The organism is Leeuwenhoekiella palythoae, assembly GCF_900130045.1.
In the GTDB taxonomy this organism is placed as follows: domain Bacteria; phylum Bacteroidota; class Bacteroidia; order Flavobacteriales; family Flavobacteriaceae; genus Leeuwenhoekiella; species Leeuwenhoekiella palythoae.
Map to the genome: position 1 here is coordinate 165516 of NZ_FQXT01000001.1, position 16151 is coordinate 181666.

Genomic DNA, 16151 nt, shown 5'->3' on the forward strand with positions numbered 1-16151 from the left:
ATTTAAGGGGCAAGGCGTTCTAATTTCCAGTGAACACCGCCCGGAGTATAGCGCAACCTATCGTGAAGACGGTTGGGTCTACCTTGCCAAAATTCAAATTCGGTAGGCACCACGAGATACCCACCCCAATGTGGTGGTTTAGGTATTTCGGTTGCGGCATATTTTTTTTCTAGGTCTGCAAGACGCTGCTCTAAAAATTCGCGATCAGGAATCACCTCACTTTGTGGAGACGTCCAGGCACCTAACTGACTTCCTGCAGGTCTACTGTGAAAATAAGCTGTAGAAGTCGCTTCTGACACCTTTTCAGCACGACCTTTAATTATAACTTGTCGTTCCATTTGGGGCCAGAAAAATGAAATACAGAGATTGGGATTTTGAGCGATCGCCTGGCCTTTTTCGCTTTCATAATTGGTATAAAAAACAAAGCCATTTTCATCATAGCTTTTTAATAAAACCACACGACTTTTAGGAAAACCATCAAGACCAATTGTAGACACCGTCATCGCGTTTACTTCGCTTTCTGCCGCAACGGCTTCGGTCTCCTGAAACCACTTTTTAAACTGCTCAAACGGATTGTTTTCGCTTTGCGAAATCGTTAATTCACTTTTTTCGTAAGACTTTCTATAATCGCTTAAATCTTCTGCCATTTTCTTATTTTGAAGCAAGGTACATCAATGTGCTATAAAGGTAAAAAGCACAAACGTATCTTTTACCAAAATTTAAAATTAAATAAGAAAAGAAATCAATTTAGATCCTAGACCGGCAGTTCGTCAAAATCAAAAACTTTACCATCATCAGCGGTAAGCACATTCTCAAAAACAGCTTTGGCCTCATTCGCAAACAAGGTCAGATCAGGATAGCGGGTACTGTAATGTCCCAAGATTAAATACTGAGCATTTGCGCCCTTTGCCATAAGACCTGCTTCACGCGCGGTAGAATGCCCGGTGGGATTCGCCAACTTAGCGTGAGCTTCTAAAAAAGTAGACTCGTGATACAAAAAGGTCACATTTTTTAACTGCGGAAGGTTGTCTGGCTTATAAATCGTATCACTGCAAAACGCATAACTGCGCGGTGGATCAGGATCAAAAGTAAGTTCCTTGTTTGGTATAACTGTACCGTCATCGAGTATCGCATCTCCCCCGGCTTTGATCTTTCGGTAATAGACCACATCGATCTCGTGTTGTAAACACGCATTCATATTGAGTTTACGCTCTCCCGGTTTTTCTTTGAATAAAAACCCGTTGGCGTAAATGCGATGCTTTAACGGAATGGTTTCTACGGAAACTTTTTCGTCCTCAAAAATGAGCTGCGGCTCTTTGCTTTCTAACTCGTGAAAATATAGCGGATAATTGGTCCAAGAATTAGAAAGTTTCAACTGAAGCGTTATCGCTTGTTTGATTCCTTTAGGACCATACACGTGCAGTTCTTTTTCTCTATTGAGTAATCTAAACGTAGAAATAAGTCCAACTAATCCAAAGAAATGATCCCCGTGCAAATGCGAGATAAAGATGTGCTTAATCTTAGAAAACTTAACCTTATTGCGGCGTAATTCTACTTGGGTGCCCTCACCACAATCAATTAAAAACAAGTGGTTTTTAATTTGTAATACTTGTGAAGTAGGATTAGTAAAACTACGAGGTGTTGCTGCATAACAGCCTAAAATGGTAAGCTTCATTAATAAGGAACGATTAATATGCGTAAGTTACAGCATAAAAATCTATTTAAAGAATGTAGTACTTAAAACCCTAGATCACGCTGTATTTCTTCAAGATCGATCACATCTTTAGCCTCATCCAGTGTAGGCACTACCATAAGTTCTTCAGGCACGTGATCAACATGAACCGCCTTATTTACCAGAACAAAAGACTTTTGCGCGGCGCGCTGCGCATTAGAAAGCGGTAAAAAGTACAAAAGCTCTTCTAAAGTAAGGGTTTCATATTTTAAAAGGTCGATTACCAAGTTCTTTTCGGCGTGTGCTTTGGGGACAATAAAATCAAGAAAAGAAGCAAAACTTTTTACTCCGTTTTCCTCATCGGCAAGAATGGTATAAGTATCTTTTTCGGTTATGATCATTGCTGTTTGATTTTTGAAGCCAGCAAATATATCACTGCCATTCTAATTGCGACACCATTTTCGACCTGATTAAGTATGATAGATTGGCCGCTGTCTGCCACATCACTGGTAATCTCAACTCCGCGATTAATAGGCCCAGGGTGCATCACGACAATCTCTTTATCCAGTGAATCAAGCAATTCTTTATCTAAACCGTATTGTTGCGTATACTCCCGAGTAGATGGAAAATAGCTGATATCCATACGCTCATTTTGAACCCGCAACATATTGGCTACATCACACCATTCTAATGCTTTTCTTAGGTTAAGCTCAACCTCAACACCAAGCGATTCAATATATTTTGGCATCAAAGTTTTTGGTCCACAAACTTTAACTTCAGCTCCTAAATGCTTCAGCGCATATATATTAGAAAGCGCCACACGACTGTGGAGAATATCTCCTACGATCACGACTTTCTTTCCGGCGACTTCTCCCAGCTTTTTAGTAATAGAATAACTATCAAGCAAGGCTTGCGTAGGATGCTCATGTGCACCATCGCCCGCATTTACGATGCTCGCTTTAATATTTTTAGAAAGAAAAACACCCGCTCCCGGATTAGGATGACGCATCACCACCATATCTACTTTCATAGACAAGATGTTGTTCACCGTGTCTATTAAAGTTTCTCCTTTTTTAACCGAAGAAGCACCTGCCGAAAAATTGATCACATCTGCGCTCAGCCGTTTTTCTGCAAGTTCAAAAGAAAGTTTAGTACGTGTAGAATTCTCAAAGAAAAGATTGGCAATGGTAATATCTCGTAACGAAGGAACTTTCTTAATCGGCCTATTGATTACTTCTTTAAAATGATCTGCCGTTTCAAAAATGAGGTCAATATCTGCTTTTGTGATATACTTGATCCCCAATAAGTGGTTTACACTTAACTCGCTCATTCTGTTACTTTATAATTACTTATTTACAAGATATACAACATCTTCTCCCCCGTTCTCGACCCATTTTACCAAAACCTTTTCTTCATTGATCGCATCTACCTGACGCCCACGATAATTAGGCTGAATGGGCAAATGCCTGCTGAAACGACGATCAATTAAAGTGAAAAGCTCAACGTTTTTTGGCCGGCCAAAACTCTGTACTGCCGTTAACGCAGCATTAATGCTACGGCCGGTGTACAACACATCATCAATAAAAACGACGTTTTTATCTTCGACTACAAAATTGATCTTGGTTTTATTAGCTTCCAGCGGTTTATCGCTACGTCTAAAATCATCTCTAAAAAAAGTGATATCTAAATAGCCCAGTTTAATTTCAGGGATTTGATAATCGGTTTCCAGAAGTTTTTTAATGCGCTCTGCGACGTAAATTCCGCGGGGTTGAATCCCGATAAGAACGGTATCTTTAAAATCTTTATGATTTTCTATAAGTTGACAAGCCAGTCGATTTAAAATGATGTTTATTTCTTTTGCATTAAGCAAGACTTTCTGGCTCATAATGGGAGAACTACTATTTTGGGAAACAAAGGTATTTATTTTTTTTGAACGAGGCTTTTCAACATACTGCCAAATACAAACAATTTAGTCTTTCTTTTTTCCAAACCAATTGAAGCCAAATGGTATCGCAAAAAACAGGAAGAAATATTTACCGGTGATCAATCCTATTAGCGTTATTAGCGCAGCAATAATGTAAATCAAGTTCGTTTTTGAAATCTTCACTACTTGATCCCTTTTGATGGTTTCCGCCATTTATTTTCTAACTCTAAAAAGTTGACATCAATCGCAGGATCTTGCGGTTCTAAAACCTTAGCTTGAAAAGAACGCTGCAAAATATCTTCGATTAAATAATCTTCTTGCACATCGGCAGGGTCGTAAATTTCTTTTAGCGAAATATCAAAAAAGCTTGCTGTAGTATTCAGTAAAAAAGCCTTTAAACCGCTTCGGTAATTTTTGATAAGGTCAAAAGTCGTTTGACCGGTTTGACGGTACATCAGTTTTACAAGAATTTGACCTTCGGTACGGGTGAGTTTCTTGAGCTCTTCTTTAAACTCATCTTCTACATACCGCTGAATGATCTTCGTATAACGCTTGCGATCCCGTTTTGTTTTCATAGAATCCAGACGCTCGTTGAGTTCTACGAGTCGCTCGCCTGCCAGTTTTGCATAAGGCCAGACTTTTCTTGTTTTCCGTCTCAAAATGAGATACCTACGTCTAGCCGTATTGTCATCAAACTTGAGCCTTCCTAAAACCACAACATCATCAAGAAAAATAGCTGATCGCGCAATACTATCGCCATCTACGAGGTAATACTCGGTAGCGGTAGTATCAGGTTCCTGCTCTGTAGTTTCAGTAGTCTGAGCTAAGAGGTTTCCACAAAAAAACAGAAAAAATATGTAGCTGTAATTCTTCAAATTCTTTTTTAAATAATGTTGTGCTAAAACTGTTCCAAAAGTACATAATCGCCAAGATTGCTTTATGCTTTTGGCATGAATATTCTTACTTTCGTACAAAATCATAATTATGTCAAAAAGCATTTTAAATAAGAAATCACTCGACTTTTTAGAGTCATACCTCAATAATGCCGCTCCTACCGGTTATGAGTGGGAAGGGCAAAAAATCTGGATGGAATACCTAAAACCCTATGTAGACACGTTCATAACTGATAACTACGGAACCGCAGTAGGCGTCATTAACCCTGATGCTAAATACAAAGTGGTTATTGAAGGCCATGCTGACGAAATCTCGTGGTATGTGAATTACATCACAGATGACGGTCTTATTTACGTAATACGTAACGGTGGAAGCGATCATCAAATTGCCCCTTCTAAATTGGTAAACATTCACACCAAAAAAGGTATTGTTAAGGGAGTTTTTGGCTGGCCGGCGATTCATACGCGTGATAAAAGCAACGAAAAAGCTCCAAGTTTAGATAATATTTTTATCGATACCGGTTGTAAAACCAAAGAAGAAGTAGAAAAACTTGGTGTGCACGTAGGTTGCGTGATTACGTATCCGGATACATTTACCGTGCTTAACGAAAATAAGTTTGTATGTCGCGCTCTTGATAACCGAATGGGCGGATTTATGATTGCTGAAGTGGCGCGTTTACTTAAAGAAAACAAAAATAAACTAGATTTTGGATTGTACATTGTGAACTCGGTTCAAGAGGAAATCGGACTTCGCGGCGCGGAAATGATCACGCACACGATTCAACCTAATGTGGCGATCGTTACCGATGTAACGCACGACACCACCACCCCAATGATCGAAAAGAAGACCAATGGTCACGCGGCAATAGGCGACGGACCGGTAATTTCTTATGCTCCTGCGATTCAGCAAAAATTAAGAGATTTGATCATTGATACTGCCGAAGAAAAGAACATTCCTTTTCAACGTGCTGCGAGCAGTCGCGCTACCGGGACTGACACCGATGCATTCGCTTACAGCAACGGCGGCGTGCCTTCGGCATTGATCAGTTTACCGTTACGCTATATGCATACCACTGTAGAAATGGTGCATCGTGATGATGTAGAAAATGTGATCAAAATGATTTACGAGAGTGTATTAAAAATAAAAGACGGTCAGAGCTTTAGTTATTTTGACTAAATTTAAGTGCTTTACTAGCCATCATAAGGAATGTCCGGATTGACCAAAAGTCACCGGACATTTTTTATTGAATCCCTGTTTTACTAAAGCTTTCATTTTTTCTGAAAGTACTTTCACAAATAATTAGAAATCTGCGATCTAATATTATTATTTCGTTAGCAAGCTTACGCTCAAATTGGGATTAAATTTGAGTTATGACCATTACTGAGGAAAAACTCGAGAATATTTTATCTAGCCCGGAAGAAGCTGCACGCATTGCCGACCTTATTTATGTTACTGATGAACACCTTACCATTTGTCGCAAAAAGCACGGTAAAGGATTTATTTATTGCAAGAATAATAAGACGATAAAATCAAAGGAATTGCTTAAGCGCATAAAAGAATTAGTCATCCCGCCGGCTTGGCAAGATGTGTTGATCGCTGAGCCCGCTAATGGTCATTTACAAGCAGTGGGTCGCGATGAAAAAGATCGGAAAGTTTATCTCTATCACGAAACGTGGAATAAACTCAGAAATGAAACAAAATTTTTAAAACTCGCTGCATTTGCTAATGTTTTACCGCAAATACGCAAACAGGTAGATCAAGATCTTGATGCTCCAGAGATGACCAAACGCAAAGTTTTAGCCTTGGTAGTTCGGTTGATGGAAGAAACACATATACGTGTAGGCAATGATTGCTATGCCAAGCGGAATAAAACTTACGGGCTATCTACGTTGCGCACCCGTCACGTAAAAACTACAGAAAGTGATATTCGGTTTCAATTTGTTGGGAAAAAAGGTAAAGAGCACGACATTGCCATTACAGATGAAAAACTCATTGATCTAGTCAACCAATGTGAAGAAATTCCTGGTTGGGAACTGTTTCAATTTTATGACTCAGACGGAAGCAAAGATCACGTAGACAGCACGATGATCAATGAATACATTCACGATTTAAGCGGCGATCTGTTTTCAGCAAAAGACTTTAGAACCTGGGCGGCGACTAAAATATTTTTTGAATGCTTACGTGACCTTGGCTATATAGCTGAAGAAAAGCAGAACGCTAAAAATTTACTTACCGCGTATGACGCTGCTGCTGATGGACTGGGTAATACCCGCACGGTGTGTCGCAATTATTACGTACATCCCGTGATTCCAGAAGCCTATGCAGACGGATCTATCTTACCTTATTTTGAAAAAGTAGACCGCATAAAGCCAAAATCTGGCTCACACCTCTCCCGCACAGAAATGGTTATCAAAGAAATGCTGGCTAACTACGAGGTCAATATTTAAATACTCATGAGTTACGCTAATGCTTGCTAAATAACACTTGCTTAATGTTTAGCAAACCTTGACTTGCTTCTATTTTTCACCCAATTACAGTACCTTTGCACACTTGAAAAAGAAAATGGCAGAATCACAAGAATACATTGAAGTTTATGGCGCGAGAGCCCATAACCTTAAAAATATAGACGTTCAAATACCCCGAGAAAAACTGGTTGTAATTACCGGTCTTTCCGGTAGTGGAAAATCCTCTCTTGCATTTGACACCATTTACGCTGAAGGTCAGCGTAGATACATTGAAACATTTTCGGCATATGCCAGACAATTTTTAGGTGGTTTAGAGCGCCCTGATGTAGATAAAATACAAGGGCTTTCACCGGTGATCGCAATCGAGCAGAAAACCACGAGTAAAAGTCCGCGGTCTACCGTAGGAACCATCACTGAGATTTATGACTTCTTACGCCTGTTGTATGCGCGTGCTAGTGATGCATACAGCTACGAAACCGGCGAAAAAATGGTAAGCTACAGCGACGAGCAGATTAAAGATCTTATCAAAACAGAATACGCCGGAAAACGGGTAAACGTATTGGCTCCTGTTATCAGAAGTCGTAAAGGGCACTACCGCGAATTATTTGAACAAATCGCTAAACAAGGCTTTGTCAAAGTGCGTGTAGATGGCGAAGTACGCGACATTGAAAAAGGTATGAAAATCGACCGCTACAAAACGCACGATATAGAGATTGTGATTGATCGGTTGAAAATTGAAGAAGGTCAGGACATCGATAAACGCATTCTGGAAACCATTAATACCGCGATGTATCACGGCGAAGATGTGATGATGATTCTGGATCACGATACCAACGAAGCACGTTATTTCAGCAGAAGCTTAATGTGTCCTACCTCCGGAGTTTCTTATCCTAACCCTGAACCTAATAATTTTTCGTTCAACTCACCTAAAGGCGCCTGCCCTAAATGTAACGGTATTGGTGAGTTACGCGTCGTTAATGAGGATAAAATCATCCCGGATCCTAAATTGTCTATCAAAAATGGCGGACTAGCTCCTCACGGAAATCAGAAAAGCAATTGGATTTTTAAGCAACTGGAGATCATTGCGCAGCGCTTTGACTTTAAATTGACCGATCCTATTAAGGATATTCCTAAAGAAGCATTGACTATGATTCTTTATGGAGGAAAGGAAAAGTTCACTGTTGACTCCAAAACACTAGGTGTTAGCCGAAATTATAAAATTGATTTTGAAGGGGTTGCCAATTTTATTGAGAGTACCTACAACAATAATGATTCCGCTTCTCTGAAGCGCTGGGCTAAAGAATATATGGAAAAGGTGGTTTGCCCAGAATGTGAAGGATCTCGCCTGCGAAAAGAATCATTATACTTCCGCGTACGCGAAAAAAATATCGCCGAGCTTGCGCAAATGGATGTGCTGGAACTTGCAGCTTGGTTCAAGGATTTACCGGATAATTTAAGCGACAAACAAACCGCGATCGCCACCGAAATTTTAAAGGAGATCAATGCGAGACTTCAGTTTCTTGTAGATGTTGGTTTGACCTACCTCTCCTTAAACCGAAGTTCAAAATCCCTTTCTGGTGGTGAGGCGCAGCGTATTCGCCTTGCAACACAAATAGGTTCGCAACTGGTAGGTGTGCTTTATATTCTTGATGAGCCCAGTATTGGTTTGCATCAGCGAGACAATGAAAAACTCATTAATTCGCTAGAATCCCTTCGCGATTTAGGTAATTCAGTTTTGGTTGTAGAGCACGATAAAGATATGATCGAGCGTGCTGACTATGTGATTGATATTGGTCCGTTTGCAGGAAAACACGGTGGGGAGATCATAAGTGAAGGTACACCAAAACAGCTTGTAAAGCAGCATACACTTACCGCTCAGTATCTCAATGGAGAAAAAGAGATCGCTGTTCCGGCAGAACGCCGAAAAGGAAACGGAAAGAAAATCGTTTTAAAAGGAGCAACAGGCAACAACCTTAAAAAGGTAAATGTTGAGTTTCCGTTAGGTAAAATGATCGTAGTCACCGGAGTTTCCGGAAGTGGGAAATCTACGTTGATCAACGAGACCCTCTACCCTATTATGAATGCGCATTATTTTAACGGTGTTAAAAAACCTGCGCCCTATAAAAGCATCAAAGGTTTAGATGAATGCGACAAAGTTATTGACATCAATCAGTCGCCAATTGGCCGTACACCGCGCTCCAATCCCGCAACGTATACCGGAGTTTTTGGTGAAATTCGCAGTTTGTTTGCACAAATCCCAGAAGCTCAAATTCGTGGTTATAAGCCGGGCCGTTTTAGTTTTAACGTTGCGGGCGGACGCTGTGAAACCTGTAAAGGGGGTGGTTTACGTGTGATAGAAATGAACTTTCTACCCGATGTTTATGTTGAATGTGAAACCTGCCAGGGGAAACGCTTCAATAGAGAAACGCTAGAAATTAGATATAAAGGAAAAAGTATCGCCGATGTTCTTGAGATGACCATTGATGAGGCGGTTCCTTTTTTTGAGCATATTCCTAAAATCTACCGAAAGCTCAAAACCATTCAAGATGTAGGACTAGGTTATATTTCATTAGGGCAGCAATCAACTACGCTTTCAGGTGGTGAGGCCCAGCGTATAAAATTAGCTACAGAGCTTTCTAAACGCGACACCGGAAATACTTTCTACATCCTTGACGAACCTACGACCGGTTTGCATTTTGAAGATGTACGCATCTTGATGGACGTTCTTAACAGACTTACCGATAAAGGAAATACTATGTTGATCATCGAGCACAATCTCGATGTGATCAAGATGGCAGATCATATCATAGACATTGGGTATGAGGGCGGTAGAAATGGCGGCCAACTTGTTGCAAAAGGGACTCCTGAAGAAGTGGCAAAAGATAAAAAGAGCTTTACCGCCAAGTTTCTACGAAATGAATTAAATTAGGCTCTTGCCAAAATTTTACAAAACAAAATATTATGAGAACTGAACAAAAACCTAAGGGTTGGAATGAGATAAAAACAAACGACTCTTGGGCTATTTTTAAGATAATGGGCGAATTTGTAAGCGGTTTTGAAAAGCTTAGCAGAATTGGTCCTTGTGTTTCTATTTTTGGTAGCGCACGTACTAAACCAGATCAAAAATACTATAAGCTTTCTGTGGCTATCGCAGAAAAAATCGTTGAAAACGGCTACGGTGTGATCACCGGTGGTGGCCCCGGAATTATGGAAGCCGGTAACAAAGGTGCGCACCTTGCCGGCGGTACTTCGGTAGGTTTAAATATTGATTTGCCGTTTGAGCAACACGACAACCCATATATTGACGGTGATAAAAGCATCGACTTTGATTATTTCTTTGTTCGTAAGGTAATGTTTGTGAAGTATTCGCAAGGCTTTGTAGTGCTTCCTGGAGGGTTTGGGACCTTAGACGAACTTTTTGAATCGATCACGCTTATTCAAACCCATAAAATTGATAAGTTCCCCATCATTCTTGTAGGTACTGAATATTGGCAAGGACTTTTTGATTGGATTAAAAATACATTGCTAGACAAATTCAATACGATCAGCCCGGGAGATATTGATCTCTTACATCTTGTAGATACCGAAGATGAAGTACTTGAGGTGTTAAACAACTTCTACAATGAATATGAGTTGAGTCCTAATTTCTAAAGAGAAAAACCATAGCGCTACTATTTGCGTTGGTATAGTAATTGATTCATTCTAAAGAAAAACTGCCCGCGTGCTCATCTCAACTTTTTTACGCCTACATATTCAAGCGAGCTTATGAAGACGTTGCTTCAAGCGCTTCTTCTCTGTTTAGGCCTGTTTCCTTTTACAAGCGAAGCACAGAATCGTATTGAGATAACAGCACGCTTGGTAGAAGAAGAAAAGTCGCTCTTTATTCAGCAGGATATCTATTTTAAGAATACTTCAAAGGATACGCTAACGGAACTTTTCTTCAATGACTGGGCACATAGTTTTTCATCAAAACAATCTAAACTCGGTAGGCGCTTTGCTGAGAATTACGACCGAAGGTTTCATCTTGCGAGTGATGATGCGCGGGGCGCTTCAAAGATCAATTCTATCATTGGGGAAAGCTTCAGGAATCTAACATTTACGAGACTTGAAGACGCTGAGGACGTCATTCAAGTAGCATTGATAAATCCTCTAGCACCGGGTGAAACTACGCAGTTAAAACTCAATTACAACATACGTATTCCTGATGCGAAGTTTACCGGTTATGGGGCGCTAGATAACGGAGATTTTAATCTAAAATATTGGTTTATTGCACCGGCGGTTTACGATGGGACTTGGCATTATTACAGCAATAAAAATCTGGATGACCTTTATATGGCGCCCACAGATTTCTCTATTCAATTTTCATTTAAAAAGAATTATCGATTTATCAATGAACTTGAGCAAACCAATGCCACTGTAAGTGCTCAAAATAATTACAAGACCGTTTATTTAGAAGGCAATTCCAGAAATAACACTACAATTTATTTACGGCAGATTTCTGAATTTCAGATCACTGAAACAGATGACCTGACGGTGGTTACCAATATCACGGACGATAAGGTTATTGCCGAAAGAGAAGCTTTGATCATTGACAAAATCAGTCATTTTCTTGTTGCAGAATTGGGCGAATATCCTTTTAAACAACTGGTTATTTCAAATATAGATTATGCCGAAAATCCGGTATATGGTTTAAACCAGCTGCCTGATTTTTTAAGTCCGTTTCCTGAAGATTTTAAGTACGAACTTAAAATATTAAAAACAGCTATAGATAATTTTATAGATCGCACCTTATTTATCAATCCTCGAGATGACCGTTGGATCGCCGATGGAATAAAAATGTACACCATGATGAAATACATGGATCATTTTTATCCCAACTTAAAAGTGGTAGGTACGTTGAATCGATATTGGCTCGCGCGGCAATTTCACCTTTCAGATCTTGAATTTAATCAGCAGTACAACTTGCTGTATATGCATATGGCGCGTATGAATCTAGATCAGCCGCTGACCACGCCTAGCGATTCGCTGATAAAATTCAATAAAAATATCGCAAACGCGTATAAAGCTGCTGCAGGTATGAACTACCTCTCAGAATATTTAGGTAATACTCCGGTTGAACAAAGCATTGATCAATTCTACTTAGAAAATAAATTAAAGCTCACCTCTTCAACAGCGTTTGAACAAATTCTGAGAGCTAATACTTCAAAAGATCTCGATTGGTTCTTTAATGATTATGTGAATTCACGTAAGATTATAGATTATAAATTCAACGAAGTCAAAAGAGAAGGCGATAGCATTAAAATTGAACTAAAGAATAAGACCAAAAGTCAGATGCCTATTCCCGTTTATGGGGTGAATAAAGATAAGATCGTCTCTAAAACTTGGGTTGACGGTTTTGAGAAAGAGCAACACCTTAGTATTGCCGGTGATAGTATTGATCGCGTCGTTATCAATGCTGAAGGTTTTGTACCAGAATACAACAGACGTAATAACTACAAGAAAATCAATCCATTTCTTGGGGTGAATAAACCGTTTCAGTTTAAGTTATTACAGGATCTTGAAGATCCTTCTAAAAACCAGGTGTTTTTTATGCCGGTAGTAGAATACAACTTTTACGACGGCTTAAAACTGGGCGCTAAAATGTATAATAAAACGTTGCTTTCTAAAGCGTTTAATTACCGCATAGAACCGCAATATGGGTTAAAATCAAACAAGTTGACCGGTAGCGCCGGTTTTACCTATACGCAAAACGTAAATGAAGGTAATCTATACGCGATACGCTACGGTATTTCGGGCTCACTTTCTTCTTATGCGCCCGATGCTTTGTACAAGTCTTACAGTCCTTTTATAACATTTGGCTTTAGAACAGACGATTTTAGATCAGACAAAAGACAGTTTCTCACGGTAAGCAATATCAATGTTTATAGAGATGAGTCTGATGTGATCACCAATGACGATCCTAATTATAGTGTTTTTAATGTACGCTACACCAATAGTGATCCGGGAGTGATCAACGCGTTTACATATGATACAGATTTTCAGCTGTCGCAGAAGTTCAGCAAGTTTGCGCTTACCGCTAAATACCGTAAAGTATTTTTAAATAACAGGCAGTTTGATTTACGCTTTTTCGGTGGAATCTTTTTATACAATGATACGCGTTCTCAGGGGGATTATTTCAGTTTTGCACTAGACCGCCCTACCGATTATTTGTTCAGATACAATTATTACGGAAGGTCTGAAAACTCAGGAATTTTTAGTCAGCAATTAATTTTAGCGGAAGGTGGTTTCAAGTCAAAACTCGACACTCCTTTTGGTAATGAGTGGCTAACTACCGTAAACACCAGCACCACACTTTGGAATTTTATTCATGGCTATGCAGATATTGGGCTAGTAAAAAATCAAGGCAGTTCTGCACGTTTCTTATACGATAGCGGTATACGTACGGTATTGGTTGAAGATTACTTTGAGCTCTTTTTTCCGGTGTACTCTTCTAATGGATGGGAAATTGGTCAGCCCAATTATGATCAAAAAATTCGTTTTATCGTTACCCTAGACCTGCGCACCATGTTGAGCTTATTTACTAGAAAGTGGTACTAGACTAAACACCCCAACAAAGCTCCTTCCATTTAAAAATTATTAGCAGAATAGATTATTTGCACCTTGTTTTTAACAAAAATTCAATCAAAACGATTTTTATTAAAAATTTATCATTTTTTAAAGAAATTAATGAATTGTGTATAACGTGAAATTTCCGTACTTTTACACAAACTGATTAAAAATTATGCACACGCAATCTGAGCCTACTTCTGAAATTTCATTTGATGATTTTAAAGCCACAGTCCTTAATGACTATAGAATTGCAGTCACCAGCCGTGAATGCAGTTTATTAGGTCGTAGAGAGGTATTAACCGGGAAAGCAAAATTTGGAATTTTCGGTGATGGTAAAGAAGTCCCTCAGTTAGCGATGGCTAAAGCCTTTAAAAAAGGAGATTGGCGATCGGGGTATTACCGCGATCAAACCTTTATGATGGCGATAGATCATTTTACCATCGAAAACTTTTTTGCCGGTCTATACGCCCATACAAGTCTTGAAAATGACCCTATGAGTGCCGGGAAACAAATGGGTGGTCATTTTGGTACGCATAGTTTGGATGAAAACGGTAAGCTTAAAAATCTTTTAGAACAATATAACTCCAGTGCAGATATCTCGCCTACCGCCGGTCAGATGCCGCGCTTATTAGGTCTTGCGCAAGCTTCAAAATTGTTTAGACAAGTTCCTGAAATGAACACAGACGGACTTTCTAACGAAGGTAATGAAGTCGCTTGGGGAACTATTGGTAATGCCAGTACTTCTGAGGGGATGTTTTTTGAAACCATCAACGCCGCAGGAGTATTGCAAATCCCGATGGTTACTGCAATTTGGGATGATGACTACGGAATTTCAGTACACGCGAAACATCAGACTACCAAAGAAAATATTTCTGAGATCCTGAGCGGTTTTCAGCGTAATGAAGAAGAAAATGGCTTTGAGATCATTCGCGTTAAAGGTTGGGATTATCCCGCACTTATAGATGCTTTTGAACAAGCCGGAAAAATAGCGCGTGAACAACACGTTCCTGTACTTTTACACGTCACCGAACTTACTCAGCCGCAAGGGCACTCAACTTCTGGATCGCACGAGCGTTATAAAAGTAAAGATCGTTTGCAATGGGAAAAAGAACACGATTGTAATACTAAGATGCGCGAGTGGATGATCAACAACCAGATCGCCACTGATGAAGAACTTACTGATTTAGAAAAAGACATCAAGCGCAAAGTGCGCGAAGGAAAACGCAAAGCTTGGGAATCTTTCTTAAATCCGATTAAGGCAGAAAAAAAGACGGTTGTAAGCTTTATAGATACCATCATTTCTGAAAGTGAAAACGGTCAATTTATTAAAGGGATCAAACAAACTTTAGTTGATGAGAAAGATCCACTGAAGTCTGATGTACTGATCGCTGCGCGAAAAACATTACGTTTTGTAGCCCAAGAACAAAGTGAAGCGATCTCGGCATTAAAAGATTGGGTGACTAAATTTATCGCTAAAGAACAGCCTAATTACAGCAGTCACGTGTTTAGTGAATTTGACTCTAAAGCCACAAATATTGCTGAAGAACTTCCGCAATATGCTGATGATGCAAAAACGGTAGATGCGCGTATTGTACTGCGAGATAATTTTGATGCGCTTTTCAGCAAATACCCTAACAGTGTTGTATTTGGTGAAGATACCGGTACCATTGGGGATGTTAATCAAGGTTTAGAAGGACTTCAAGATAAATATGGCGAATTACGTGTTGCTGATGCGGGAATTCGCGAAACAACGATCATTGGTCAAGGAATAGGTTTAGCCTTGCGCGGCTTACGCCCTATTGCCGAAATTCAGTATTTAGATTATATACTTTATGCGATGGCAACCTTGAGTGATGATTTGGCCACATTGCGCTATAGAACTCACGGTAAACAAACAGCTCCATTGATCGTAAGAACACGTGGACATCGTCTAGAAGGGATCTGGCACAGTGGATCTCAGATGGGAGCACTTTTAGGTTTACTTCGCGGAGTGTATATTTTAACACCGCGTAATATGACCAAAGCTGCCGGCTTTTATAACACTTTAATGCAGAGTGATGAACCTGCGGTGATCGTAGAATGTCTTAATGGATATCGATTAAAAGAAAAGCTACCTACTAACCTGGCGGAATTTAAAACACCAATAGGTAAGGTTGAAGTATTACGAGAAGGAACAGATATTACTGTGCTTTCTTACGGAAGTACCCTCCGATTGGTAGAACTTGCTGCTAAGGACCTACAAGCGGTAAATATAAGTGTTGAAGTGATCGATGCGCAATCATTACTTCCTTTTGATTTGAATCACGATACGGTAAAAAGTATTGCAAAAACAAACCGAATCTTGGTCGTAGATGAAGATATGCCCGGTGGAGCTTCGGCGTATTTACTGCAGCATATTTTAGATGAGCAAAAGGCTTTTAGACATCTGGATAGTGCACCACAAACTCTTGCTGCAAGACCGCACAGACCAGCTTATGGTACGGATGGGGATTATTTCTCTAAGCCTTCCGCAGAAGATATTTTTGAGAAAATATATCAGATAATGCACGAGGTAAATCCTAATGCATATCCGCAAATCAGATAAGAA

12 protein-coding genes are annotated in these 16151 nt (G+C 39.7%); 6 read left to right on the forward strand and 6 right to left on the reverse strand.

All coding sequences use genetic code 11. The features are described from left to right. Positions 1-2: 2 nt before the first annotated feature. The 6 genes from pdxH to BUA96_RS00765 all read right to left on the reverse strand — a co-directional run bounded on the left by pdxH (position 3) and on the right by BUA96_RS00765 (position 4471). A complete protein-coding gene (gene pdxH / locus BUA96_RS00740; protein WP_072979320.1) occupies positions 3-647 on the reverse strand; it encodes a pyridoxamine 5'-phosphate oxidase in 645 nt (214 codons plus the stop codon). A 107-nt stretch (positions 648-754) separates the two neighbouring features. After that, a complete protein-coding gene (locus BUA96_RS00745; protein ID WP_072979322.1) occupies positions 755-1675 on the reverse strand; it encodes a ribonuclease Z in 921 nt (306 codons plus the stop codon). 62 nt (positions 1676-1737) lie between these two features. Then, a complete protein-coding gene (locus BUA96_RS00750) occupies positions 1738-2073 on the reverse strand; it encodes a ribonuclease Z (protein WP_072979323.1) in 336 nt (111 codons plus the stop codon). Continuing rightward, on the reverse strand, positions 2070-3002 hold the full coding sequence (locus tag BUA96_RS00755) for an aspartate carbamoyltransferase catalytic subunit (protein WP_009780522.1): 933 nt from the start codon (positions 3000-3002) through the stop codon (positions 2070-2072). The genes BUA96_RS00750 and BUA96_RS00755 overlap by 4 nt, the downstream gene beginning before the upstream one ends. Before the next feature lie 15 nt (positions 3003-3017). Further along, a complete protein-coding gene (gene pyrR, locus BUA96_RS00760) occupies positions 3018-3557 on the reverse strand; it encodes a bifunctional pyr operon transcriptional regulator/uracil phosphoribosyltransferase PyrR (protein ID WP_072979325.1) in 540 nt (179 codons plus the stop codon). Between the two features lie 221 nt (positions 3558-3778). Beyond that, complete coding sequence (locus BUA96_RS00765; protein ID WP_394365236.1) at positions 3779-4471, reverse strand: DUF4294 domain-containing protein; 693 nt, start codon at positions 4469-4471, stop codon at positions 3779-3781. Positions 4472-4577: 106 nt separating this feature from the next. On the opposite strand from BUA96_RS00765, the gene BUA96_RS00770 reads away from it, so the two are divergent. From BUA96_RS00770 to BUA96_RS00795, 6 genes are all read left to right on the forward strand, one after another. Further along, entirely contained in the window at positions 4578-5666 is a 1089-nt protein-coding gene (locus BUA96_RS00770; RefSeq protein WP_128755718.1) for a M42 family metallopeptidase, read from the forward strand. Positions 5667-5860: 194 nt separating this feature from the next. After that, positions 5861-6937, forward strand: coding sequence for a DNA topoisomerase IB (locus BUA96_RS00775; RefSeq protein WP_072979329.1), 1077 nt, complete (start codon positions 5861-5863; stop codon positions 6935-6937). A gap of 115 nt (positions 6938-7052) precedes the next feature. Continuing rightward, entirely contained in the window at positions 7053-9884 is a 2832-nt protein-coding gene (uvrA, locus tag BUA96_RS00780) for an excinuclease ABC subunit UvrA (protein WP_072979331.1), read from the forward strand. Positions 9885-9916: 32 nt separating this feature from the next. Continuing rightward, positions 9917-10606 carry an LOG family protein gene (locus BUA96_RS00785; protein ID WP_072979333.1) on the forward strand — a complete coding sequence of 230 codons (690 nt, stop codon included), beginning with the start codon at positions 9917-9919 and terminating at the stop codon, positions 10604-10606. Positions 10607-10720: 114 nt separating this feature from the next. Continuing rightward, positions 10721-13552 (forward strand): gluzincin family metallopeptidase, encoded by a 2832-nt coding sequence (locus BUA96_RS00790; protein WP_072979335.1) that lies wholly within the window; start codon positions 10721-10723, stop codon positions 13550-13552. Positions 13553-13736: 184 nt separating this feature from the next. Further along, positions 13737-16148 (forward strand): alpha-ketoacid dehydrogenase subunit alpha/beta, encoded by a 2412-nt coding sequence (locus BUA96_RS00795; RefSeq protein ID WP_072979337.1) that lies wholly within the window; start codon positions 13737-13739, stop codon positions 16146-16148. The last annotated feature ends 3 nt before the right edge of the window (positions 16149-16151 follow it).

What these genes read in the sequence shown, in the direction of transcription:
- pdxH (WP_072979320.1), bottom strand. Translation starts at nt 647, where the DNA reads ATGGCAGAAGATTTAAGCGATTATAGAAAGTCTTACGAAAAAAGTGAA.
- BUA96_RS00745 (WP_072979322.1), bottom strand. Translation starts at nt 1,675, where the DNA reads ATGAAGCTTACCATTTTAGGCTGTTATGCAGCAACACCTCGTAGTTTT.
- BUA96_RS00750 (WP_072979323.1), bottom strand. Translation starts at nt 2,073, where the DNA reads ATGATCATAACCGAAAAAGATACTTATACCATTCTTGCCGATGAGGAA.
- BUA96_RS00755 (WP_009780522.1), bottom strand. Translation starts at nt 3,002, where the DNA reads ATGAGCGAGTTAAGTGTAAACCACTTATTGGGGATCAAGTATATCACA.
- pyrR (WP_072979325.1), bottom strand. Translation starts at nt 3,557, where the DNA reads ATGAGCCAGAAAGTCTTGCTTAATGCAAAAGAAATAAACATCATTTTA.
- BUA96_RS00775 (WP_072979329.1), top strand. Translation starts at nt 5,861, where the DNA reads ATGACCATTACTGAGGAAAAACTCGAGAATATTTTATCTAGCCCGGAA.
- uvrA (WP_072979331.1), top strand. Translation starts at nt 7,053, where the DNA reads ATGGCAGAATCACAAGAATACATTGAAGTTTATGGCGCGAGAGCCCAT.
- BUA96_RS00785 (WP_072979333.1), top strand. Translation starts at nt 9,917, where the DNA reads ATGAGAACTGAACAAAAACCTAAGGGTTGGAATGAGATAAAAACAAAC.
- BUA96_RS00790 (WP_072979335.1), top strand. Translation starts at nt 10,721, where the DNA reads ATGAAGACGTTGCTTCAAGCGCTTCTTCTCTGTTTAGGCCTGTTTCCT.
- BUA96_RS00795 (WP_072979337.1), top strand. Translation starts at nt 13,737, where the DNA reads ATGCACACGCAATCTGAGCCTACTTCTGAAATTTCATTTGATGATTTT.